General features: G+C 43.6%; 21 protein-coding genes. 20 read left to right on the top strand and 1 reads right to left on the bottom strand.

Features of this window, described 5'->3' with window-relative positions:
- Positions 1 to 287: 287 nt before the first annotated feature.
- From AB1K89_RS08430 to AB1K89_RS08395, 8 genes are all read left to right on the top strand, one after another.
- Positions 288 to 4,124, top strand: a complete 3,837-nt coding sequence (locus AB1K89_RS08430; protein ID WP_413054327.1) for an AAA domain-containing protein — start codon at positions 288 to 290, stop codon at positions 4,122 to 4,124.
- Positions 4,125 to 4,868: a hypothetical protein gene (locus AB1K89_RS08425; RefSeq protein WP_413054326.1), complete on the top strand. Its 744-nt coding sequence runs from the start codon at positions 4,125 to 4,127 to the stop codon at positions 4,866 to 4,868. It begins immediately after the preceding gene.
- A gap of 377 nt (positions 4,869 to 5,245) precedes the next feature.
- A complete protein-coding gene (locus AB1K89_RS08420; protein WP_413054325.1) occupies positions 5,246 to 6,571 on the top strand; it encodes a phenylacetate--CoA ligase family protein in 1,326 nt (441 codons plus the stop codon).
- 28 nt (positions 6,572 to 6,599) lie between these two features.
- Entirely contained in the window at positions 6,600 to 7,478 is an 879-nt protein-coding gene (locus AB1K89_RS08415) for a branched-chain amino acid ABC transporter permease (RefSeq protein WP_413054324.1), read from the top strand.
- Positions 7,478 to 8,509, top strand: coding sequence for a branched-chain amino acid ABC transporter permease (locus AB1K89_RS08410; protein ID WP_413054323.1), 1,032 nt, complete (start codon positions 7,478 to 7,480; stop codon positions 8,507 to 8,509). The genes AB1K89_RS08415 and AB1K89_RS08410 overlap by 1 nt, the downstream gene beginning before the upstream one ends.
- Positions 8,510 to 8,525: 16 nt before the next feature.
- Complete coding sequence (locus tag AB1K89_RS08405; RefSeq protein WP_413054322.1) at positions 8,526 to 9,311, top strand: ABC transporter ATP-binding protein; 786 nt, start codon at positions 8,526 to 8,528, stop codon at positions 9,309 to 9,311.
- Complete coding sequence (locus AB1K89_RS08400; RefSeq protein WP_413054321.1) at positions 9,308 to 10,048, top strand: ABC transporter ATP-binding protein; 741 nt, start codon at positions 9,308 to 9,310, stop codon at positions 10,046 to 10,048. Before AB1K89_RS08405 ends, AB1K89_RS08400 begins: the two co-directional genes overlap by 4 nt.
- A gap of 14 nt (positions 10,049 to 10,062) precedes the next feature.
- On the top strand, positions 10,063 to 11,247 hold the full coding sequence (locus AB1K89_RS08395; protein WP_413054320.1) for an ABC transporter substrate-binding protein: 1,185 nt from the start codon (positions 10,063 to 10,065) through the stop codon (positions 11,245 to 11,247).
- A 190-nt stretch (positions 11,248 to 11,437) separates the two neighbouring features.
- Here the strand turns inward: AB1K89_RS08395 and AB1K89_RS08390 are convergent, their stop codons facing one another.
- The gene (locus AB1K89_RS08390) at positions 11,438 to 11,887 is read right to left on the bottom strand and encodes a hotdog fold thioesterase (RefSeq protein ID WP_413054319.1); all 450 of its coding nucleotides are present in this window, start codon (positions 11,885 to 11,887) and stop codon (positions 11,438 to 11,440) included.
- A 374-nt stretch (positions 11,888 to 12,261) separates the two neighbouring features.
- On the opposite strand from AB1K89_RS08390, the gene AB1K89_RS08385 reads away from it, so the two are divergent.
- From AB1K89_RS08385 to AB1K89_RS08330, 12 genes are all read left to right on the top strand, one after another.
- Complete coding sequence (locus tag AB1K89_RS08385) at positions 12,262 to 13,287, top strand: NAD(P)/FAD-dependent oxidoreductase (protein ID WP_413054318.1); 1,026 nt, start codon at positions 12,262 to 12,264, stop codon at positions 13,285 to 13,287.
- A gap of 41 nt (positions 13,288 to 13,328) precedes the next feature.
- Complete coding sequence (locus AB1K89_RS08380) at positions 13,329 to 13,568, top strand: ferredoxin (RefSeq protein ID WP_413054317.1); 240 nt, start codon at positions 13,329 to 13,331, stop codon at positions 13,566 to 13,568.
- A 186-nt stretch (positions 13,569 to 13,754) separates the two neighbouring features.
- Positions 13,755 to 14,708, top strand: a complete 954-nt coding sequence (gene paaA / locus AB1K89_RS08375) for a 1,2-phenylacetyl-CoA epoxidase subunit PaaA (protein ID WP_413054316.1) — start codon at positions 13,755 to 13,757, stop codon at positions 14,706 to 14,708.
- A gap of 18 nt (positions 14,709 to 14,726) precedes the next feature.
- The gene (gene paaB / locus AB1K89_RS08370; protein WP_252502198.1) at positions 14,727 to 15,074 is read left to right on the top strand and encodes a 1,2-phenylacetyl-CoA epoxidase subunit PaaB; all 348 of its coding nucleotides are present in this window, start codon (positions 14,727 to 14,729) and stop codon (positions 15,072 to 15,074) included.
- A complete protein-coding gene (gene paaC / locus AB1K89_RS08365; protein WP_413054315.1) occupies positions 15,071 to 15,883 on the top strand; it encodes a 1,2-phenylacetyl-CoA epoxidase subunit PaaC in 813 nt (270 codons plus the stop codon). Before paaB ends, paaC begins: the two co-directional genes overlap by 4 nt.
- A 25-nt stretch (positions 15,884 to 15,908) precedes the next feature.
- On the top strand, positions 15,909 to 16,409 hold the full coding sequence (paaD, locus tag AB1K89_RS08360) for a 1,2-phenylacetyl-CoA epoxidase subunit PaaD (protein WP_413054314.1): 501 nt from the start codon (positions 15,909 to 15,911) through the stop codon (positions 16,407 to 16,409).
- 17 nt (positions 16,410 to 16,426) lie between these two features.
- Positions 16,427 to 16,729: an EthD family reductase gene (locus AB1K89_RS08355; RefSeq protein ID WP_413054313.1), complete on the top strand. Its 303-nt coding sequence runs from the start codon at positions 16,427 to 16,429 to the stop codon at positions 16,727 to 16,729.
- Positions 16,729 to 17,508, top strand: a complete 780-nt coding sequence (locus AB1K89_RS08350) for an enoyl-CoA hydratase/isomerase family protein (RefSeq protein WP_413054312.1) — start codon at positions 16,729 to 16,731, stop codon at positions 17,506 to 17,508. Before AB1K89_RS08355 ends, AB1K89_RS08350 begins: the two co-directional genes overlap by 1 nt.
- 12 nt (positions 17,509 to 17,520) lie before the next feature.
- Positions 17,521 to 18,294 (top strand): enoyl-CoA hydratase-related protein, encoded by a 774-nt coding sequence (locus tag AB1K89_RS08345; protein WP_413054311.1) that lies wholly within the window; start codon positions 17,521 to 17,523, stop codon positions 18,292 to 18,294.
- Between the two features lie 13 nt (positions 18,295 to 18,307).
- Positions 18,308 to 19,825: an aldehyde dehydrogenase family protein gene (locus AB1K89_RS08340; protein WP_413054310.1), complete on the top strand. Its 1,518-nt coding sequence runs from the start codon at positions 18,308 to 18,310 to the stop codon at positions 19,823 to 19,825.
- 438 nt (positions 19,826 to 20,263) lie between these two features.
- Positions 20,264 to 21,136 (top strand): 3-hydroxyacyl-CoA dehydrogenase, encoded by an 873-nt coding sequence (locus AB1K89_RS08335; RefSeq protein WP_413054309.1) that lies wholly within the window; start codon positions 20,264 to 20,266, stop codon positions 21,134 to 21,136.
- On the top strand, positions 21,133 to 22,338 hold the full coding sequence (locus AB1K89_RS08330; protein WP_413054308.1) for an acetyl-CoA C-acyltransferase: 1,206 nt from the start codon (positions 21,133 to 21,135) through the stop codon (positions 22,336 to 22,338). The genes AB1K89_RS08335 and AB1K89_RS08330 overlap by 4 nt, the downstream gene beginning before the upstream one ends.
- Positions 22,339 to 22,382: the final 44 nt, after the last annotated feature.

Genomic DNA, 22,382 nt, shown 5'->3' with positions numbered 1-22,382 from the left:
CTTCCGGATTTTTAATGAATCTGCACCCGATTTTGTTGTATGATAGAACGTATGGTTTTATCTTGATTCAGCGGAAATTCCCACATTTATAGGTGGAGAGATGAGTACGACTTTGTTCCATATCCAGCGAGAGTCCAAACTCCCGCTGACTCAAGATAAAAGCCTCCGGCGGATGTCAGGGATTTTGAAGGGAGTTAATTGCGCCAGCGCAATTCAAAATCCCGACGCAATTACGCCAATGCGTAATTGATTTATTTCGAATTAGGATCGGAAAGGAGGATGTCATGATGAACAATATGGAAGTGATGAGTTGCCGCCTCGATATGACACAACGGGCGCGCAAGGAAATCGGCAACTGGGCGATCGATGAAAACGAGCTCTTTTCCATGCAAGCAAATTTTACGGTCTACATCGAAAAACTTCCCGCAAAACAAGACAACATGGCATTCTCCTTCTACTTCGATCCAGAAGAAAATCCGCAGCTCGCCAATCACTTGAATGAACGAGTCGCAGTCATGGAATGCGTCTACAAAAACGAAGGCTTCCTCGCGACGAGCTTCAGAGTGAAAGGGCGGAAAGAGCCTGTCCGGACGAATCGCCGACTTGGCGTCCGCCTGGCATTCGCGGTCAACCGGCGTACCGGCAGTCCGATGCCGATCCAGCTATATACGAGCCTTCGGGAGCTCCCGATTGCGCAAGAGCGTTCGGAATACGTGGAAAAACGGATCAGGAGCTGGGAAGGATATTTGCGCATTGAGGAGAAAAATGCGGATGTCGCGGATGTGACCGCCCATATTTCACAACCTATCGTCAATGAATCGTTCAGTCAATTGACGATCATATGCAGCGGATTGGAAGCGAAAGACTGGAGCGCCATTACCGGTTTCAGCGCTAAACTGAAAGGCGCAAGCGACGACCTTGGAACGGTCGTCGACGTAAATCGCGGAAAAAGGTCCGTGAAGATCGAGTTGAGCCGGAAATACCAAGCGAGTGCAAGACGCGGCTCTTTATTGCCGAATGGGGCTCGTGAAATCGTCTTCAGCAATTTCGCGGAATTGAGCCAGATCCGCCGGCTTCGAAAAGGGTTCAAAGATCTTCAAGATGGATTTGCGGCAAATGCCAATTTGGAGAAGGTGCTGTTCGAGGAACGGCCCGTCGTGCAAATTACGAATAAGAAGATGGAGCTCGATTTCCATCATCCGTTGAATGAGTTCCAACGTGAAGCGGTCACCGGCGCGATGTCAGCGCACGATCTGTATGTGATCCAAGGCCCTCCGGGGACAGGGAAAACGACGGTTATCTCGGAGCTTTGCCACCAGCTCATGAAGGCGGGGCAGCGTACGCTCGTCGCCTCGCAATCAAATTTGGCAGTGGACAATGCGCTCGGTAGGCTTCTTTCCGACCCTGGCATCCGTATTTTGCGCTATGGGCGGACGGAGAGTATCGAAGAGGAAGGGAAACGGTTCATCGAGGAAAATGTCGCTTCCTACTGGCGGGACGAAACGTTAGCTGCAGTCGATGAACAACGTGAGAAGCGTGCGGAACGTGAGCGGCAGATTGCTCAGGAAATCGAAAGTCTCGAAGATGAAAAGAAACGACTTCATGCGGAACGGGAAGAAATGGAGCGGCGTATTGCCGAGAAACAAGCCGCTGAGACGGAAAGCAAAGACCTACATGTGCAACTAGACTCCGTGAAAAAGTTGCAGTCGGAGCTTGATGCGAAACTGGATGCGCTAACCATGCAAATGGAAGAACTGAACGTGACGCTGGAAAAGCTGACGATTGAAAAGGACAAATTGCAACAGGAAAAGGATGCCGCTTCCATCCGTCCGGAAATGCATGAAAAGATGGCTGAAGCGGAACTCGAATTGGCTGCGAATCGCAAAAAGCTCCGTTACTTCCAAACGGTTGAAGCAATCGACTACGCCGAAATGGAAATCCGTAGATTGACGGAAAAAGCTGGAGCGAACAGATTGAAGACCGGTCCGATGCCGCGATTCATCGAAGAACTATCGGACGTGCGGAAGCTGCAGGAGCTGGAAGGGTTATTTCGTTCGCACGGTATCGAGCCGTCTCTGCCGACGAGCCTTGAAATGAATTCGCTTCGCCGATTGCGCGTTGACATTCAAAACGGGACCTATCCGTATGCGCTACTCGAATGGAAGGAAGTGGCGGAGCGGCTTACGAATGGTATCAATCATGCGGAAAATCTGCTACGGAAGCATCATTACAGGATCGAACAAGTCAGCAGCAAGCCAGACGATAAATACAAAACGGCTGAAGAGATGCATGACATGCTTGATAAAATAGGCCGATTCTTCGTGAAACCCGAGACAAAACGGATATTGGCATCACCGGCAAATGCTGACAAGGCCGCACTGTTGCATCGGCTTGCCGAAAATCTTTCCTATTTATATGGCAAAGCGGAAGACGTGAGGAAAATCGCCGCAACGATCAAGGAATCATCCGATCGAGAGGCGGCGGGACGATTCACCGCTTTGAAAAAAGAGATAATGGATGAGATGACTGCTCATATTCAGGAAGTTGAAGCAGAGGTGCTTGCCGCAGAAAGGGCGATCGAAGAACATGAGGAACAGCTACTTCATTTGAAGGAAGAAAGTTCTGAGCTCGCTGTACATGTCGATGAGCATGTCTATCGACCGGACGTCGAAAATAAGATCGAGGAACTTGAAAAGGTACTTGCCGACTTTGAGGAGCGGAAGGGTTACTTCCAACGGATGGAACGGGCTGTCGAAGAGAATGCGATGGAAACGAGCCAAACTTCCGAACAGCTTACGGCTATACAGGAAGACTTAGAAGTAGTGCAGAAGGAGAAAGCGGAGTCGGAAGACCGAATGAAACAGCTCGAGGCGCGGATTCTCGCCCATCAGGATATCATCCGTTCCGAACCGGAAAAGCGGAAGAAGGATTTGACTGAGGAAATTGACAAGGCATCTGCAAAAGCCGCTGAATTGCAGCAGGAGCTGGACCGGATGCCAGTCGCGCGTCTGTTGCAGGATGAGTGGAGCGAAATGCTCGCAGGAGCAGAGGAGTTTGACTTGGATGAGATCCGCAAGCTGTACGTGAAGCATGCGAATGTCATCGGGACGACTTGTGTCGCTTCTGCTAGACGCGATTTCATGGAGGATTATCCGGAATTCGACGTCGTCATCATCGATGAAGTGTCGAAAGCGACGCCGCCTGAACTGTTGCTGCCGATGCTGAAAGGGAAGAAGATCGTGCTCGTCGGGGATCATCATCAGCTGCCGCCACTTGTTGGACGTGAAACGATGGAAGAATTCATCGAGGAGATCAAGGACGAGGCGGAAAAGGATGAACTGAGCGGCATGCTGAAGGAATCACTGTTCGAGCGGCTGTTTAGAACGTTGCCGAAACAGAACAAGACGATGCTCGGCATCCAATACCGGATGCACGAGGAGATCATGGAAACAATTGCGCCATTTTATGTCGATGGCCAGTACCGTCTGCAGTGCGGCCTGCCCGATTCGGATGCGGCGCGCGATCATTTGCTGACGTCGAAGTACATTAAGCGGAACGATCATCTTCTTTGGTTCGATATGCCGAATGAGCCTGCGTTTTTCGAAGCGCAAGTGAAAGGCGGCACAAGTCTTTACAATGAGGCTGAGCTGAAAAGAATCCGAGAATTGCTATTGGATATTGAAGAAGCAACGGCGCTTGCGAAGCATGAAGGCCGTCTGCAGCCGGACGAGAAGAAAAGCGTCGGCGTCATCAGTTTCTACGGGGAACAAGTGAAGCGCATCGATCGGCTCATCGAACAGGAAATTATGCCGAAGCATTTGCATTGTCGGACGGGCTCTGTCGATAAATTTCAAGGGATGGAAATGGACATTATCATTTTGAGCTTCGTACGGAACCACCAACAGCCGAGCGGCACAATCGGCTTCGCAGAAGATTATCGCCGTTTGAATGTCGCATTGTCGCGGGCTAGGGAATTGCTCATCATCGTCGGCAGCTCGGATATGTTCACGAAACGACCGAAAAAAGTGGAGACGAAGGCGATGTACGCAAGGCTTGTCGAACAGGTGAAACTGCAGGGCGGTTTCAAGGAACTTGCCCTCGCAGGCTCGGAAAGGAATGGATGAATGGACGCATTGGAAAAGCGGCTCCGCGATGAATTACTGCGGGACCTGAATGTGAAATTGCTCGAAACGGCGAAATGGTCATTGCCGATCCAAGTGATCGATATCGAGTACGAGACGGTGAAGCGTACGAAGATGGACATTTTAATGAAGATGCTCTTAGTCGCTTTTCGCACATCACAGTTCTCTTCAAGCGAAGAGTTAAGCGACATGCTCGTCGTCGAACCGTTATTCATTGAAGACATCATTGAGCGGTTGGACCGTGCCGGCATGATTACAAAGAGCGGCGGCGCCTATTCATTGACGGAAACAGGAAGGCAGCAGCTCGAATCGGGCATGTACATCCAGCCGCCGGAGAAGGACGAAACGACCGTCCATTACAGCCCGTCGCATGGTCGCTTCCTTGCAGGGGAACTGACGGATGGTGCTGGGGAGACGTACCGGCTTGTAAAAGATTTCCGCAAGTTGAACGAGTTCACTGACGACGAATGGCGGGAAGCGCTCGACCAATTGGACATTGCTTATACGGAAGGCAATGTTCAGCTCGTTGTCCAAGCAATCACGGCAGTGAACGAGTTGGAACAGAATTCTGTTCCCTGTATTGAATTCCGCCTCCACCAAACTGCCGACAATAGTCTTTATGCGCGCGTATGGAACACGATGACGGGCGAGTGGGATGAAACGCTTGAAAATGAGATTATGGAAAAAGAGTTAGCGGAGTGGCGGGAGAATTATTTAGATAAATAAACGACACCGATGGAACAAATAAATTTTGTTTTCCATCGGTGTTTTTTCGTCAAAAAAATTAGAGTTGTCGCAGTCGATAGATAAATACGTTCATTTTCAAGTTGAAGGAGACCAGCACACGGTGAATAATCACAGTTGCTCTTTTTGCTAACAGTGAATGAGGAAAAATTGACGCTCTTCGATCCGAGACATAGGAGTTTTTGTATCTCCAATAAAAAAGAAAAGGTGTTTAGTTATGAATGTTCCGATATTTCTATTGACTTCGTTTGACTCTTGTATTAATCTGTAAATGCATTACAAATAAATGTTACTCCGTTTATTATTTGTAATATGAAGGCGTTTTTATAATACCGACTATGCGAAAAGGAGGAAAAGTTATGTACAATCCAGAGGTTGAAACAGCATCACGGACTCAAATGGAAGAGTGGCAGTTAACCTATCTTAAAGGAACAGTAAAAAGGGTATATGATAATGTTGATTTTTATAAGAAAAAGTTTGATGAGCTTGGTATTAGGCCTGAGGATATCCAAACCATGGATGATATTGTGAAACTGCCATTTACAATCAAGAAAGATTTTCGAGATACATATCCGTATGGATTATTCGCTGAGCCGATTGAAAATATAACTCGAATTCACGGTTCATCTGGGACAAGTGGGAAACCGACAATTGTTGGTTACACTAAAAATGATCTGAAGAATTGGGGAAGCATTGTTGCAAGAGCAATTGTGACAGCAGGAGGAAGGAAAACAGATGTATTTCAAAACGCATATGGTTATGGATTATTTACAGGTGGTTTAGGGCTTCACCAAGGTGCTGAAGAACTTGGCGTTGCAACGGTTCCAATTTCCGGAGGAAATACAGAACGGCAAATTACACTGATTAATGATCTGAAGCCTAGGGGGATTTGTGGGACGCCTTCTTACATTTTAAGCATCATTGAAAAGATGGAGGAAATGGGGATTGATCCACATGAGACCAACCTGGAATATGGTATTTTCGGAGCGGAAGCCTGGTCGGAAGAAATGCGTATTACGCTCGAAAAGAGACTGAATATTAAAGCGATTGATATTTATGGATTAAGTGAAATTATGGGACCCGGCGTAGCAATTGAGTGTCCAGAACAGGACGGTCTTCATATAGCAGAAGATCATTTTTATGTAGAAGTAATCGATGTAGATACGCTTCAGCCCGTTGCAGATGGAGAAATTGGGGAACTTGTTTTTACTAGCCTTCAAAAGGAAGCGCTTCCAATTATCCGCTATCGTACGGGAGATCTTGCTTCTATCACTCATGAGAAATGTAAATGTGGAAGAACTACGACGAGAATGTCGCGTGTAAAAGGCCGAACGGACGACATGATTATCATACGAGGCGTAAATGTTTTTCCTTCGGAAATGGAAAGAGAACTTCTCCAAATCAAAGGGCTCACGCCAGTGTATCAAATCCATTTAATTAGAAAAGGCGCAATGGATGCTATAGAGCTGCATGTTGAGTGTGAAAAGGCTCTTTATAATGAAGTATGCGAAGATTTGAACCACGAAACAATTACCCAGTTAAAAAGTAAGATAAAACGCCACATGAAATCTACTTGTCTCATATCTGTCGATGTTATTGTGAACCCGCCAAAAACGATTCCTCGTTCGGAAGGTAAGGCTATCCGAGTTGTCGATAAACGGGAGAACAGCCCAATCGGTGTATAACTAGCGATTCGGAAAAGGGGTGTATGTTATGGGGGACCTTTTACAGTTTACGTTAACTGGGCTGACAATTGGCAGTATTTATGCCATTGTCGCCCTCGGTTTCGTGACTATTTATAGTGTGACAAAGGTTATTAATCTAGCTCAAGGAGAATTTGTAATGTTGGGCGGTTTGACAATGTATTCTTTATCGTCTGCCGGAATGCCTTACTTACTGGCATTTATTCTCACTATTATCTTTGTTTTAATAGTAGGTTGGGTAATGGAGTTTGTTCTAATTAGAAGGGCAAAAGGAGCAACTCCTATCAGTCTAATTATCTTAACAATTGGAACGGCCATATTTATCCGTGGAATTGCAAGTGTTGTATGGGGGAAAGATCAATTACGAGTTGCCCCGTTCACAGAAAATAAACCGGTCAGTATTGTAGGAGCTACAATTACACCACAAGCTATTTGGGTTATCTTAATCATGCTTTTAATAGTCTTGCTCCTTTATCTACTACTAGATAAAACAATGGTTGGTAAAGCGTTTCATGCTTCCTCAGTGAATCCTTTAGCAGCGCGACTGATGGGAATTAGTCCGAAAAAAATGTCGTCTCTTTCATTTACATTGAGTGCAGCACTCGGCGCATTGGCAGGTCTTGCTATCGCTCCGATTATGTTCCCATCTTATGATATAGGTACAATGCTAGGAATTAAAGGCTTCTCGGCAGCGATTTTAGGAGGTCTTGGAAGTGCCCCAGGAGCGGTTATTGGTGGATTGTTAATTGGCTTATTGGAATCACTAGGCGCTGGTTACATCAGTTCAGGGATGAAAGATGCGATAACGTTTTCGGCAATACTTTTAATTTTACTAATTCGTCCTAGTGGTATTTTAGGTGAAAAAAATGTTGGAAAAGGAGGATTGTGATGAAGTTGCACGGGGTTCAACAAACAAAATGGATGGGCGTGCTTATTTTTGCTTTAACAATCCTTGGATTCCCATTTGTTGTCACGCAGTCCTTCTACTTAACGCAAGCAACATTCGCAGGCATTTACGCTATTATTGCAATTGGACTTGGATTATTGATGGGATATGCAGGACAAATATCACTTGGACAGGCTGCCTTTTACGGCGTAGGCGCTTATACAACGTCTGTATTAACAGCAACAATGGGATGGAGTCCGTGGATAAGCCTTCCATTCGCTCTTCTGATCCCTGGATTGCTAGCTTTTATTATGGGTTATACCATGTCACGGTTAAGTGGCTACTATCTTGCAATGGCAACACTTTCATTGGGAATAATCGTGCATACGTTGTTGGTAGAATGGCGTGGTGTTACAAAAGGCGCTTCAGGTTTTTATGGGATCCCCCAACTTAATTTATTTGGTTACACGGTTAATCAAGGAATTCCCTATTATTATCTCGTTTGGTTCTTCGTCATCATCGTCTTGATTCTCTCTTTAAATATTGTTCATTCGCGAGTAGGAAGGGCACTTCGTTCAATACATGACAGTGAAATTGCTTCAAGCTCGATGGGTGTGAATACAGGGAAATATAAAATGCAAGTCTTTATTTTAAGTGCCATGTTTGCCGGATTAGCTGGATGGCTGTTTGCACATATGAGTTACAGTATTTCTCCATCAGCATTTACATTCGATGCTTCCATTCTTTTTTTGGCAATGGTTGTGCTGGGCGGAAGTGGCAGTGTGTGGGGAGCGTTAATTGGAACAATATTAATTCGAATTGTAGGCATTATTGTCCATATGCTTGGTGAACAGTTTCCATTCATTACGAGTGACTTTGAACATGTCATTTACGGTTTGATATTAATGCTTGTTGTCATCTTTGTCCCGCGCGGTTTGTTCCCTACTGTTGCTGACTGGATTCAATCTACATTGTCGAAAAAATCGAATGAAAAGCCGGGGATAAAACTAAGAGCAAAAAGGGAAGTTTCATGAAAGTGAGGCGATTTGTTTGTTAAAGGTTGACACTATTACAAAAAAGTTTGGTGGCGTCGTTGCAAATAACGAGGTGTCGTTTACGGTTGAAGAAGGACAAATCGTTGGTCTGATCGGCCCGAACGGTGCGGGGAAAAGTACAATGTTTAATATGATTTCTTCAATTTTTCCACCCACTACTGGAAGTATTACTTTTTTGGGAAACAGAATCGACAAGCTTCCTGCATTCCAAGTTGCACCATTAGGAATTTCGCGTACCTTTCAAAACATACAGGTATTTAAAAATATGACAGTCATCGAAAATGTGATGGTTGGTCAGCATATGCAAACGAAAACAAATATTTTTGGGACTATGCGGCTTCTTCTTGGATCAAGGAGTGAGGAGAAGAATGTATATGACATAGCAATGCGTTATTTGGAGTTTTTTGGTCTTGATGACCTTTATGACCAAAAGGCGGCTAGCTTATCACTCGGAAAGTTACGTCTGCTTGAATTCGCAAGAGCGTTCGCGACAAAGCCGAAGTTATTACTACTTGATGAAATCGCAGCTGGTCTGAATCACAAAGAAACACAAGAAATGAGCGAGTTGATTAAAAAAGTGCGTGATACTGGAGTAACAGTATTAGTTGTCGAGCATGATATGAATCTTGTTATGAGTATTTGTGAGAAGATTATTGTTTTGGATCAGGGGACGAAAATAGCCGAGGGAACGCCTAAAGAAATTCAAGAAAATGAAACGGTTATCTCTGCCTACTTAGGAGCTGATATAGATGAAGATAAGGAGGTGGAGGTGGCAATATGAGTAAAGGTAATTTAATGGACGTAATTGATTTATCGGTTAGTTATGGGCCTATCCAAGCATTAAATGGGATTTCTTTATCTGTTAGTAAAGGGGAAATTGTTGCATTGCTTGGGGCAAACGGTGCCGGTAAAACGACATTATTGCAAACGATTTCAGGGCTCATTAAGCCAACTGGTGGAAGAATAGAGTATCAGGGGACTGACATTACTGGAATGGAAGCAGAAAAAATCGTCGAAAGACATCTTGTGCATGTTCCAGAACATCGGCAAGTATTTTCAACGATGACCGTTATAGATAATTTATATCTAGGTGCCTATCATCATCGTAAGAAGACAAAATTGAAAAATATTGACAGAAATATCGAGAGGGTTTTTGAATTATTCCCAATACTAAGAGATAGGAAAGACCAACTAGGCGGAACGATGTCAGGTGGGCAGCAGCAGATGCTTGCTATAGCGAGGGGGGTCATGTCGGAGCCTGAATTACTTCTTCTAGATGAGCCTACTTTAGGATTGGCCCCACTTATTGCGAAAGATGTACTTGAACTTGTACGAGATTTACGAGCAGAATTCGGCACGACAGTATTGTTAATCGAACAGAATGTTACGGCCTCGTTAAAAATTGCCGACCGTGGTTATGTAATTTCACACGGAGAGATTGTCAAAAGTGGGAACTCTAATGCATTGTTAAATGATCCTGATGTAAAAGAAGCATACCTAGGTCACACAGTAAACTAAAATGGGGGATTAAAATGAAGAAATTATTAGTAACATTATTATTGGCTATGATGACTGCATTGGTTCTTGCAGCATGTAGCGATGACTCAGGCAAAGACAAAGAAGAAAGCTCTGGCAACGTAAGTGAGTATAAAATCGGAGCTATTTACTCAAAAACTGGACCGAATAGCCCGCTTGGCGAGCCAGAATGGAATGCGACTAAGTTAATTGAAGACAAGATTAATAGTGAAGGCGGTATTAATGGGGTTCCCATTAAAATTATTTTAGCCGACGATGAATCAAGCCAAGAAAAAGCAACACAGGAAGCGAACCGTTTGATCAATGATGAGAAGGTTCTTGTAATTTTGGGGTCATCAGGCAGTGGAGAGAGCCTAGCGATTAAAGGGATTGCGATGCAACAACAAGTGCCAATGATCTCAGCGGCAGCGAGTACACATGTCGTAGAGCCTGTTGAAGATGCAAAATGGGTATTTAAAACACCGCAGTCAGATAGACATGCAGTTGAACGTGTTTTCATTTACTTGAACGAGCAAAAAATCAGTAAAATTGGGGTTATTAGTGACTCTAACGCGTTTGGTTCAAGTGGAGTTGAACAGATGGAAGCACTAGCAGGCGAATACAACATTGACCTTGTAGCAAAAGAAAGTTACAACACACAAGATCCGGATATGAGTGCGCAACTTACAAAAATCAACAGCGCAAAAGCCGAAGCAATTATTGTATGGGGTACCAATCCGGGTCCAGCAGTAGTCGCAAAAAATACGCGTGATTTGGGTATTGATCTACCGATTATCGGAAGTCACGGAATTGCAAATCAAAACTTTATTACATTGGCTGAAGATGCAGCAGAGGGTGTTGTTATTCCAACAGGTAAGCTACTCTTCCCGGACCAGATTGCAGAGGATGATATCCAATTTGACGTTATTTCATCTTTCTATAAAGATTACACAGATAAGTACAGCAGTGAGCCAACAAACTTCGGTTCTTACGGCTATGATAACTTGATGCTTGTAATCGATGCACTGAAGAACGGAGCTACTGATCGCGAATCGATTCGTGAGTATTTGGAAAATGACGTTACAGACTGGGTTGGCACAACAGGTGTCTTCAACTTTACTGATAAAGACCATAACGGTTTAACCGCGGATAGCTTGGTAATGGCTGTTGTCAAAGATGGTAAATGGATGTTACTTAAATAATGTAGAAATAGGATACAACTATAATCTGTGAAGATATCTTCCGCATAGAAAAACACCCCCTGAATCAGTCAACTAAACTGATGTAGGGGGCTTTTTTTATCCTTGTGATTTGTAATTAAGTGCTTTAAGAAACAACATTCAAATACCTAGTAAAGATTCCCACGAATGACAACCCGTACCTCTTTTTTACTTACTCTTCAATTGGAATGAAGTACTCTTTTTTTCGATAAACCATTGCTTGCATTGTTGCAATGAGCTCTCTTTCATTGCTTACTTCGATATTATACCAGCCAAGGCGATGGTTACGTTTATCTTCACGTGCGACAGCGGTTATTTTTTCGCCGGGAAATGCTGCCGACATAAAATTCATTGTCGTTGTAACTCCAACTGCAGTTTTTCCGTATGAGTTACTTGCAACAGCGAAAACGTAATCTGCTAATGAAAATAGTATTGCGCCGTGAACCGTATTGTGTGCGTTCACCATATTCTCGGTAGGAACTAATTCGGCTGTAGCCGTACCAGGTCCGAAATTCAGTAGCTTCATGCCGATAAACTGCGCATATGGCTCTGTCTCCATAATGGCACGAATTTCATCATAGTGTTCTTCATGGACAGTAAAATCGTCAATGTGTTTTTTCATTTTCCCACACCTTTCATCATTATTAGTTTTTTGAAAAGTAACTAACCATAGCATCCTTTCTATTCTATTAATTTAATATCATGAAACATAAATAGAACGACAGACAAAATTGAGACATATGGCTAGTGTGAAAATAATACTATATATAAGTGGAAAGGTAAATAATACTACATAAATAAACTAAAAACCCTTAATAACGAGAGTTTTCAGTCATTACCGTTGACATAGAATCGATTTTGTATTAAAGTATTTTATATAACAAATAATCTTCGTTTCGTTTGAAACTAGTTATACTTGTCCTGACACACAGCGCGGGGATATCTGCCGGTACACTGGCAAGTGAAATCAGTTAATCGGAAAAAGGAGTGTAGTTAATGAGTAATGATCAAAAAGTCTTTGATGTGACAATTATCGGCGGAGGTCCTGTTGGATTATTTACTGCATTTTACGCCGGGATGAGAAAAATGTCTGTGAACATTATTGAAAGTCTGCCACAACTTGGCGGTCAGCTCTCTGCTTTATATCCTGAAAAGTTTATTTACGATATCGCTGGGTTTACGAAAATCAGTGGTCAGGAACTCGTCGATAATTTGATCAATCAGATGTCTCAATTCGAACCGACGATCACACTTGAACAGGACGTTCAGCAAGTAGAGAAACAAGAGGATGGCATTTTTAAACTGACAACAAATCGCACAACTCACTTTTCAAGGACCATTATTATTACTGCAGGCAATGGCGCATTTCAGCCGAAAAAACTTAACCTTGAATCAGCGGAGAAATACGAAGGGAAGAACTTGCATTACTTCATAAAGGATGTAAATCAGTTTGCAGGTAAAAATGTAAAAATATTCGGTGGAGGTGATTCGGCTGTTGATTGGTCATTGATGCTTGAACCAATCGCTGAAAAAGTGACACTTGTACATAGACGGGATAAATTCCGTGCTCATGAGGCAAGTGTAGACAACTTAATGAACTCATCCGTTGAAATCAAGACTCCGTTCGTGCCTATTGATTTTATTGGTGGCGATAACTTAGAACAAATTGTTCTTGAACAAGTGAAGGGCGATCAACAAGAAGTGGTTGATGTTGATGATGTTATCGTCAACTACGGATTCGTTTCTTCGCTTGGCCCAATCAGCGAGTGGGGCCTTCATATTGTGAAAAATAGTATCGTCGTCAACTCAAAAATGGAGACGAATATAGAGGGCATTTACGCTGCCGGTGATATTTGCACATATGAAGGGAAAGTGAAGTTAATTGCAAGTGGTTTTGGGGAGGCTCCGACAGCAGTCAGTAATGCGAAGGTTTACATCGATCCAACAGCGAAAGTACAAGCGATTCACAGTACAACGCTTATGGAACAAGCAGAGAACAAGAAAGTGAAAGTCGGTCAATAAATGATAAGTGGGTTGCGAAAAGTAAAAGGAGGGACGAACGAATGGCAAAATACACGATTGTTGATCAGGAAACATGTATTGCCTGCGGAGCGTGTGGGGCGAGTGCGCCTGACATTTTTGATTATAACGATGAAGGATTTGCATTTGTGCTTTTAGATAATAATCAAGGAAGTTGTGAGGTAGATGAAGATCTATACGATGACCTAGAAGATGCAGTAGAAGGCTGCCCTACCGATTCAATTAAAGTTTCGCAACACCCAATTGTTCTTGAGGAAGCATAAGAGACTAAATTTATTAAATTCTAAATTTTACTTGCGGAAATAGAAGTTAGACTTGTCGGAATACATTTGCTTTTGATGAACCAATGCACTATACTGACTTTATATATAACAATATAACTGGTTACCGTAATAATGCTGTTATAAAGAGCGGATAGGTTACATACCTTCAACAAAGGAGGATTTAAAATGTCGATTTTACAAAATACTGCTGATGAGGAACAGTTAGCACACTTTATGAAACGTATTGAGGCAGGGGATAAGATTGAAGCGGATGATTGGATGCCTGAAGAATACAGACTAACATTGATTAAACTTATTTCAATGCATGGGATTAGCGAGATAATGGGAGCACTTCCCGAGAAAGAGTGGGTACCGAAAGCCCCGTCTCTTCATCGAAAACTTGGCATTATGGCAAAAGTGCAGGACGAAATGGGTCATGGTCAGCTGCTGCTTCGAGTTGCGGAGGACTTACTAGCGCCATATGGAAAAAATCGTGGAGATTTAATGCAGGATTTATTTAATGGGGATCTGAAATTTCATAACGTGTTCCATATGGAAACCAAAACATGGGCGGATGCTGGACTCATAGGCTGGCTTGTTGATGGAGCAGCTATTATTACACAGACAGATATGCTTGGGGCTTCGTATGGACCTTATGCAAGGGCGTTGCAGCGCATCTGTGCCGAAGAAGTATTTCATGCACAACATGGAGAGTCAATCATCATGGCGTTAGCGGAAGGCACGGATGAACAAAAGGCAATGATTCAAGAAGCTCTTGATCGCTGGTGGGAAGCATTACTAATGTTTTTTGGTCCGGCAAGCAAAGAAACAACGGGTTCATCGAAGCAAGACTTAACGATTAAATATAAAATCCGTACGAAAACAAATGAAGATTTCAGACAAATGTTTTTTGACAAATACATTCCACGTATCTTATCGCTTGGATTAACAATTCCGGATCCGACTTTCCGTTACGATAAAGAAAGTGGATTATGGTCGTACAAACAACCAGATTGGGAAGAGTTTAAGAGAATTATTAAAAATAAAGGACCACGTTCACAAGCACGCCTGAACTTACGCCGGTCTTCATATGAAAATAATGCATGGGTGCGTGATGCACTTAGTGCGACAGTAGATTAAAGAAAGGAGTCAGAAAAAATGGCCGAAGTGAAAACATTTTATCAAGAATATGAAGTTTTTAGCAAACGGACGCCGAGCTCGGCATTCCAGCACCAATTCAGCTTACTGGCTCCAAACGAAGAAATGGCTCTCGTTTTGGCACAGGAAAATTTCATGCGCCGCGAACCGGTTGCTGATATTTGGATCGTGAATCGAAAGCACATTAGAAAGATGGATGCAGAAGAGAAATTGACGCTTGGTAGACTTGACAATAAAGATTATCGTACAACGAAAGGCTATGGATACCTAAAGAAAAAGTGGCGTCACTATGAACAGGAAATCTTGGATGAAAAAGAAATCTTGTCATGGGGAGGTAAACGGAAATGAGCGAAATCGAAAATGTACTGACCGCGGAACACAATGAAGCAATCATAAGCTTGTTATTCCAATTAGCGGATGATGATTTCTTGTATGCTTATCGGGGATCTGAGTGGCTCGGACTCGCTCCTCACATTGAGGAAGATGTCGCTTCTTCTTCAATTAGCCAAGACAGTATGGGGCATGCAGCTATGTACTACAAACTTCTTGAAGATTTAGGGGTGGGGAAGGCTGATGATCTGGCCCATAAGCGCCCGGCAAATGAGAGAAGAAACAGCGTTTTAACAGAGCGAGTAAACGGTGAAGGCTATTATATGGAAACACCAAACTATGACTGGGCATATCAAGTTGTTAGAAGTTATTTTTACACGCAAGCAAAAAAAGTTAAAGTCGATTCGTTAGTCCAAAGCTCGTATAGACCAGTTGCTGAAGCTGCAGTAAAAGTGAAAATGGAGCTTTATTATCACAGGTTGCATTGGGAAACTTGGTTTAAACAATTATTGAGTTCTACCGATGTCGCAAAACAGAAAATGAATGAAGCAATTGCTCACGTTATGAATGACTTTGGAGATGTATTCTCTCTTGGAAATCAAAAACAAGCAATTGAAAAATATAAACTGATAGACAGTGAGGAAAAATTGAAAGAAAACTGGATAGCTAGCATCAAACCAGTGTTTGTTGCTCTACAAATGGATGTACCGACGATTCCGGCAAATCCTACGAATAACGGACGGAATGGCGAACATACAGTAGATTTGGACGAAGCACTGCAGACACTATCAGAAGTTTACAAGTTAGATCCGGTGGCTTCCTGGTGACTGAAAGAGAAAAGAGGTGAATGGTATGGCTACATCTGAAAAAGTTTCCACTGAGCGAGTATTTGAAGTACTTATGAGTGTGAAAGACCCAGAAATTGATTCGGTAAGCATTATTGACCTTGGTATGGTTGAAGAAGTCACCACCTCGGGGAATAACGTAAAAGTTGTTCTACTTCCGACTTTCTTAGGATGCCCGGCATTAGAGATTATTAAAAAGAATACGATTGATGCCATAAAAAAACTACCAGAAGTGGAAGAAGTCGAAGTCGAATTCGTCTTTCATCCGCCGTGGACGTCAGATCGTATTACAGAAGCAGGGCATGTCAATCTGCGGGCGTTTGGAATAGCTCCACCCCCCCGACATTTTGAAGAAGACGGCTCGTGGCATGTGGATTGTGCCTATTGTGGATCCACATATGTGACAATGGAAAACATTTTCGGCCCGACTGCGTGCAGAAGCATTTTGTATTGTAAGAGCTGTAAAAATGTATTTGAGGCAATGAAACCTGTTTCAACACTAATGTAAAGTGAGGAGAATTGTAAATGGCTAAATTAATCGCACTGTACAAACACCCTGAAAACAAAGAGGAATTTGATAATCATTACTTCAACGTTCATGCGCCGATTACAGCGAAAATTCCAGGGCTTCGTGAAATGAAAGTGACGAAAATCACTGGGTCTCCGATGGGAGGAGACGGTAAATACTACCTTATGTGCGAGATGTATTATGACAGTTTGGAAGACTTGCAGCAGGGATTACGATCACCTGAAGGAAAAGCGTCCGGAAAGGACTTGATGGGGTTTGCAGGGAATCTTGTTACATTAATGATTGGTGAGGATGCATAATGACCGGTTTCGAATTTATCGAAACTTCCATAGAGGGAAACGGCGTAGCGGTCATATACCTGAATCGCCCTCGTCAGTTAAACTCATTGAATCGAAAGATGGTCAGTGAAATCGTTGCAGCAATGGAAGAATATGATCGTGATGAAACTGTTCGAGTCATCGTGCTTACAGGCCATGGCCGTGCTTTTTCAGCGGGAGCTGATATTGATGAAATGGCAAGTGACGACCCGATCAGCCTTGAACTATTGAATCAATTTGCGGATTGGGACCGTTTAGCTCTTATTAAAAAACCAATAATCGGTGCAGTAAAAGGGTTTGTTTTTGGCGGAGGGTTCGAGCTTGCTCTATGTTGTGACCTATTAATCTCAGCTAGCGGAACAGAGTTTTCATTTCCGGAAGTAGGTCTGGGCGTCATGCCAGGTGCAGGAGGTACCCAGCGGTTGACGAAACTTGCAGGCCGAACGAAAGCGATTGAATGGCTATGGACCGGGGAGAGGGTTTCTGCTGAAACGGCCCTTAAACATGGAGTCATAAACAAAATCGTTGCACCTGAACTACTAATGGAGGAAACACTAAAGTTCGCTAATCGGCTCGCAAAACAACCTCCACTATCGTTGCGCCTCATCAAGGATTCGGTAAATAAAGCAGTGGATTATCCATTGTATGAAGGAATGCAATATGAACGGAAGAATTTCTATCTACTATTCGCTTCGCAGGATCAAAAAGAAGGTATGAACGCTTTTGTGGAAAAAAGAAGACCCGATTATCAGGGGAAGTAAGGAGGTTGTTCAATGTTTGAGACGATCCGCTATGAAGTTAAAGAAGGAATTGCATGGCTTTATTTACATCGCCCCGACAAATTGAATGCTTTTATCGCACAGATGAACCGAGAAGTGAAAGATGCAGTCAAATCCGCTTCCAATGATGATGAAGTTCGTTGCATTGTCATAACGGGTGAAGGAAGGGCATTTTGTTCCGGACAGGATTTATCAGAGGTCGATGAGAACATGGATCATGGTCAAGTGTTACGAGACCATTACGGTCCGATGATAAAGCAACTAAGAGATTGTGAAAAACCGATTATTGCAGCTGTAAATGGCGTTGCTGCTGGAGCTGGTTTTAGCCTTGCACTTGCGTGTGACTTCAGACTTATTTCCGAACGCGCCAGTTTTGTAAACGCTTTCGTACATGTCGGTCTTATTCCGGATTCCGGTAATCTCTATTACCTGACAAAACTTGTAGGGCATGCCAAAGCAACGGAACTAGCCATGTTAGGAGAGAAAGTACCAGCTGCTGAGGCAGTGGAAATGGGCCTTGCGAACCGATTGATTCCAGTAGATACATGGGAAGAAGATGTTACCGCATTCGCAGCACGACTTGCAGCTTTGCCAACGAAAGCAATTGGGTTGATCAAACGTTCCTTGAAGGCAACATCTTCACTCTCTTTTGAAGACTATCTTGAACAAGAAGCCCAAGGACAGCGGATAGCGGGTCTAACAAAGGATCATCGTGAAGGCGTTAACGCATTTATGCAAAAAAGACAACCTGTCTACTCAGGACAATAGGAGGAGTAATTCAATGACAACAATTCAAGAAGGAACAACAGAGCGAGAAGCAATGAAGCGTGACTACTACAAACTATTCATTAACGGTGAACAAGTAGATAGCAGCAGTGGGGAGCGCACAAAGATTTACAATCCTGCGACTGGTGAACTACTGGCCGAAGTAGCAAAAGCGACGAAAGAAGACGCTGAAAAAGCTGTTCGGGCTGCAAGAGATTCATTTGATAACGGGAAGTGGAAAATAACTCCTGCAGGACGTCGTGCCCGTGTATTAAACAAAATTGCGGAAATTATGGGCTCGCGATTTACTGAACTTGTGGAATTGGAAATTTTAAACACAGGAAAATCACTTGCAGCTGCTAAAGGGCAGATTGCACAGGCAATTGAAGACTTTGAATTTTATGCGGGCGCTATCGTTGGACACGGTGGATCTGTAAACAACGTACCTGGACAATTCCATAACTACACAGAAAAAGAACCACTTGGTGTGTGCGCGCAAATTATTCCGTGGAACTATCCACTTATGATGGCTGCTTGGAAGATTGCGCCGGCTATTGCTGCAGGATGCTCGGTCGTTATTAAGCCGGCTTCACTAACGCCACTTACAGCTATTGTTCTTGGAGAAATTTGTCATGAAGCAGGCGTACCAGCGGGCGTTGTTAACATTGTACCTGGATCTGGTTCCGAGATTGGTAACTACTTGGTGGAACATGAACTAGTAAATAAAGTTGCGTTTACAGGTTCTACACCAATTGGAAAAGACATTATGGCAAGAGCAGCAGGAACAGTAAAACGCGTAACACTGGAACTTGGCGGGAAATCACCAAGCCTTGTGTTTGAGGATGCAGATATTGATGCGGCGGTCGATGGTTCACTCTATGGTGCATTTAATAACACGGGTCAATCTTGTGATGCGCGTTCACGTATCTATATTCATGAAAATGTGTACGACGAGTTCGTGGAGAAGTTTATTGCAAAAACAGAAAAACTTGTCCTTGGGAATCCATTTGATAAGGGAACACATATAGGTGCGGTTATCGATCAAAACCAGTTGGACACAGTGAAAATGTATGTTCAGTCTGCAATCGATGAAGGCGCTGAAGTCCTCACGGGTGGTAAGGAATTGAAACCAGAAGGCTTCGAAAACGGATTTTGGTATGCCCCGACAATAATCGGAAACGTAACACAAGACATGAAAGTTGTTCGTGAAGAAATCTTTGGTCCTGTTGTCGTCGTTTCGAAGTTTAAAGACGAAAAAGAGGCAATTGCATTAGCGAATGATACGGATTTCGGTCTAGCTTCTTCTGTTTGGTCAACAAATACTGCAACTACAAAACGTGTTGCAAACCAAATTCAAGCGGGAATCGTTATGATCAATACGCCGTTCTCAGCATTCCCAGGCACGCCATTTGGTGGCTATAAACAATCCGGATTTGGCCGTGAGCTGTCAATCGGATCGCTTGACCTTTACACTGAAACGAAAAGCATCATGTCGTACTTTGGCAGCCGTCCAGTAAATCCATTTGGGCTATAAGAAAAGCGCAAGGCGCCGTCTAGCCCAGACTGGCATAAGTGTAAAGGAAGGCAGTCTAAGATCGCGACGTCCTAGAGGAAGGCGACCTAAGTTCGCGACATCGTGTCGCACCGGTCGCATGACTCGCATCCTGCGAGCCTTAACGACTGCATACCTGCCTCCTTGCAGGCACGAGGAGACGTGTAACTCAGCCACCACAGCAAAACGACTTTCAGGGATCACAGCCTAAGTACGCCGCGTCCTGCGGCAACGGCTGTATGACTCACATCCTGTGAGCCTCCGAGGGGCTGGCGCCTGGAGCTAGACAAAAGAAAAGCGTAAGTACATGAGGTCTCGACACTCTTCAAGGTTAAAGAATTATATCTATTAGTAAAAATGACGGACAGGGAAGTATGATTTCCTGTCCGTATTCTTTCATCATAACAAGGGGGGATACTGATGATTAATCGTATAGTTGTGGTCGGTTCCGGCGTGATGGGTAGAGGGATTGCCTATGTCGGTGCCCTTGGTGGGTACTCAGTTACATTAGTCGATATTAATGAAACTGCACTTCAAAATGCAAAGAATGAAATTGAAGTTATTTTTGAAAAAGGAATGAAGTATGGAAAAATCTCGGCGGACACAGCTGAGCATGCACGCCAAAAACTAAACTACGATAATAGTCTAGCAAAAGTAGCAGGAAACGCTGATTTAATTATTGAAGCCGTACCTGAATTAGCATCCATTAAAAAACAAGTGTTTGAAGAAATGGAAGAACACGCTTCGAAAGAGTGTTATTTTGCAACGAATACATCTACGATGAGTCCGACAGAGATTGCCTCATTTGGTAAACGTCCAGAAAAAACAATTGCTATGCACTTTTTTAATCCGGTACATAAAATGCCGCTTGTCGAAATTGTTCGGGGGTTGGAAACAAGTGATGAGACGGCAGAAATAATTAGAGAAGTGGCCGTGAATATGGGGAAAGAAACGGTCGTCATTAATGAATTTCCAGGGTTCGTTACAAGCCGGATTAGCGCACTTGTTGGCAACGAGGCATTTTACATGCTGCAAGAAGGGCTTGGAACACCAGAAGAAATTGATAAAGCGATTAAGCTTGGGTTGAATTACCCGATGGGCCCGTTTGAACTCGTGGATTTGGTCGGACTTGATGCACGTCTGAATAACTTAAAATATTTACACGAAAAGCTTGGAGAGAAATATCGCCCTGCGCCTCTTTTGGAGCAATATGTAAAAGCTGGCCGCCTTGGTCGGAAAAGCGGTAAAGGCGTATACGATTATACACTTGGAAAAGAGTTGGTTCCCAAATGAGAGAAGTAGTCATAGTAGATGCTGTCCGTACACCAATTGGAAGATATAATGGGGCGTTAAAAGACGTACGTCCAGATGATCTAGGAGCGGTCGTTATAAGAGCACTTGTCGAAAGGAATTCCGACTTGCCCCTAGAGAAAATCGAAGAAGTTGTCCTCGGAAATGCTAATCAGGCTGGGGAAGATAACCGAAATGTAGCTCGAATGTCCGGCTTATTAGCGGGTCTTCCTGTCGAAGTGGCGGGTACGACGATTAACCGTCTTTGTGGTTCGGGGCTTGACGCTGTTATGTACGCTGCAAGAGCAATCGCAGTTGGTGATGGTGATATTTACATTGCGGGCGGAACGGAAAGCATGACGCGTGCACCTCTTGTCATGGCAAAGCCTGATAAAGCATTTCCGCGTGGCAATATGGAATTACAAGATACAACAATCGGCTGGCGCTTTACGAATAATAAGCTGAAAGAAATGTATGGTGTAGATACGATGCCACAGACAGCTGAAAACGTCGCGCAACGGTATACGATAACACGAGAAAGTCAGGATTTATTTGCTTATGAAAGCCAGCAACGTGCAAAAAAAGCAATAGAAGAAAATCGTTTTGCTGAAGAAATCGTCCCGGTTGTCTATAAAGACAGGAAAGGGAACGAAATCACTGTGGATCAGGATGAACATCCACGACCAGATACAACGCTTGAAAAGCTTGGTAAACTGAAACCGATATTTGAAGGTGGCACCGTTACTGCAGGCAACGCCTCAGGTGTCAATGATGGCGCGTCCGCTTTGCTTCTAATGAGTGCCGAGAAAGCGAAAGAACTGAATTTTACCCCCCTTGCGAAATATGTTGTTGGGGCAACAGCAGGACTCGAACCCGCTGTAATGGGACTTGGACCAATTTATGCCTCAAGAAAAGCACTTGAACGAGCAGGTCTATCTACAAATGACATTGGACTTGTTGAATTGAATGAAGCTTTTGCTTCTCAAGCGCTTGAGTGTATACGCCAGTTAGAATTAGACGATAAAAAAGTAAACGTCAATGGTGGAGCAATCGCTTTTGGGCATCCTTTGGGGGCGAGCGGTGCACGAATTCTAACAACCCTACTCTATGAAATGAAAAAACAGGATGTTAAATATGGACTAGCAACAATGTGTATTGGGGTAGGTCAGGGTATTGCAGCAATAATTGAGAATGTAACGGAATAATTTGTTGAATAAAGCTGTCCTTCAAGGGTCGGTGGCATCTTGAA

Source organism: Sporosarcina pasadenensis (genome assembly GCF_047228845.1).
Taxonomy (GTDB): Bacteria; Bacillota; Bacilli; order Bacillales_A; family Planococcaceae; genus Sporosarcina.
The sequence above is the reverse complement of the archived record's forward strand: the minus strand, read 5'-3'. Positions and strand labels throughout refer to the sequence as shown.

Bases quoted from the DNA above. Each gene is read 5' to 3' on its own strand.
- AB1K89_RS08330 (WP_413054308.1), top strand. From the start codon at position 21,133: ATGAGAGAAGTAGTCATAGTAGATGCTGTCCGTACACCAATTGGAAGA.
- AB1K89_RS08350 (WP_413054312.1), top strand. From the start codon at position 16,729: ATGACCGGTTTCGAATTTATCGAAACTTCCATAGAGGGAAACGGCGTA.
- paaC (WP_413054315.1), top strand. From the start codon at position 15,071: ATGAGCGAAATCGAAAATGTACTGACCGCGGAACACAATGAAGCAATC.
- AB1K89_RS08340 (WP_413054310.1), top strand. From the start codon at position 18,308: ATGACAACAATTCAAGAAGGAACAACAGAGCGAGAAGCAATGAAGCGT.
- AB1K89_RS08345 (WP_413054311.1), top strand. From the start codon at position 17,521: ATGTTTGAGACGATCCGCTATGAAGTTAAAGAAGGAATTGCATGGCTT.
- AB1K89_RS08430 (WP_413054327.1), top strand. From the start codon at position 288: ATGAACAATATGGAAGTGATGAGTTGCCGCCTCGATATGACACAACGG.
- AB1K89_RS08335 (WP_413054309.1), top strand. From the start codon at position 20,264: ATGATTAATCGTATAGTTGTGGTCGGTTCCGGCGTGATGGGTAGAGGG.
- paaA (WP_413054316.1), top strand. From the start codon at position 13,755: ATGTCGATTTTACAAAATACTGCTGATGAGGAACAGTTAGCACACTTT.
- AB1K89_RS08415 (WP_413054324.1), top strand. From the start codon at position 6,600: ATGGGGGACCTTTTACAGTTTACGTTAACTGGGCTGACAATTGGCAGT.
- AB1K89_RS08420 (WP_413054325.1), top strand. From the start codon at position 5,246: ATGTACAATCCAGAGGTTGAAACAGCATCACGGACTCAAATGGAAGAG.
- AB1K89_RS08425 (WP_413054326.1), top strand. From the start codon at position 4,125: ATGGACGCATTGGAAAAGCGGCTCCGCGATGAATTACTGCGGGACCTG.
- AB1K89_RS08400 (WP_413054321.1), top strand. From the start codon at position 9,308: ATGAGTAAAGGTAATTTAATGGACGTAATTGATTTATCGGTTAGTTAT.
- paaB (WP_252502198.1), top strand. From the start codon at position 14,727: ATGGCCGAAGTGAAAACATTTTATCAAGAATATGAAGTTTTTAGCAAA.
- AB1K89_RS08410 (WP_413054323.1), top strand. From the start codon at position 7,478: ATGAAGTTGCACGGGGTTCAACAAACAAAATGGATGGGCGTGCTTATT.
- paaD (WP_413054314.1), top strand. From the start codon at position 15,909: ATGGCTACATCTGAAAAAGTTTCCACTGAGCGAGTATTTGAAGTACTT.
- AB1K89_RS08355 (WP_413054313.1), top strand. From the start codon at position 16,427: ATGGCTAAATTAATCGCACTGTACAAACACCCTGAAAACAAAGAGGAA.
- AB1K89_RS08385 (WP_413054318.1), top strand. From the start codon at position 12,262: ATGAGTAATGATCAAAAAGTCTTTGATGTGACAATTATCGGCGGAGGT.
- AB1K89_RS08390 (WP_413054319.1), bottom strand. From the start codon at position 11,887: ATGAAAAAACACATTGACGATTTTACTGTCCATGAAGAACACTATGAT.
- AB1K89_RS08380 (WP_413054317.1), top strand. From the start codon at position 13,329: ATGGCAAAATACACGATTGTTGATCAGGAAACATGTATTGCCTGCGGA.
- AB1K89_RS08395 (WP_413054320.1), top strand. From the start codon at position 10,063: ATGAAGAAATTATTAGTAACATTATTATTGGCTATGATGACTGCATTG.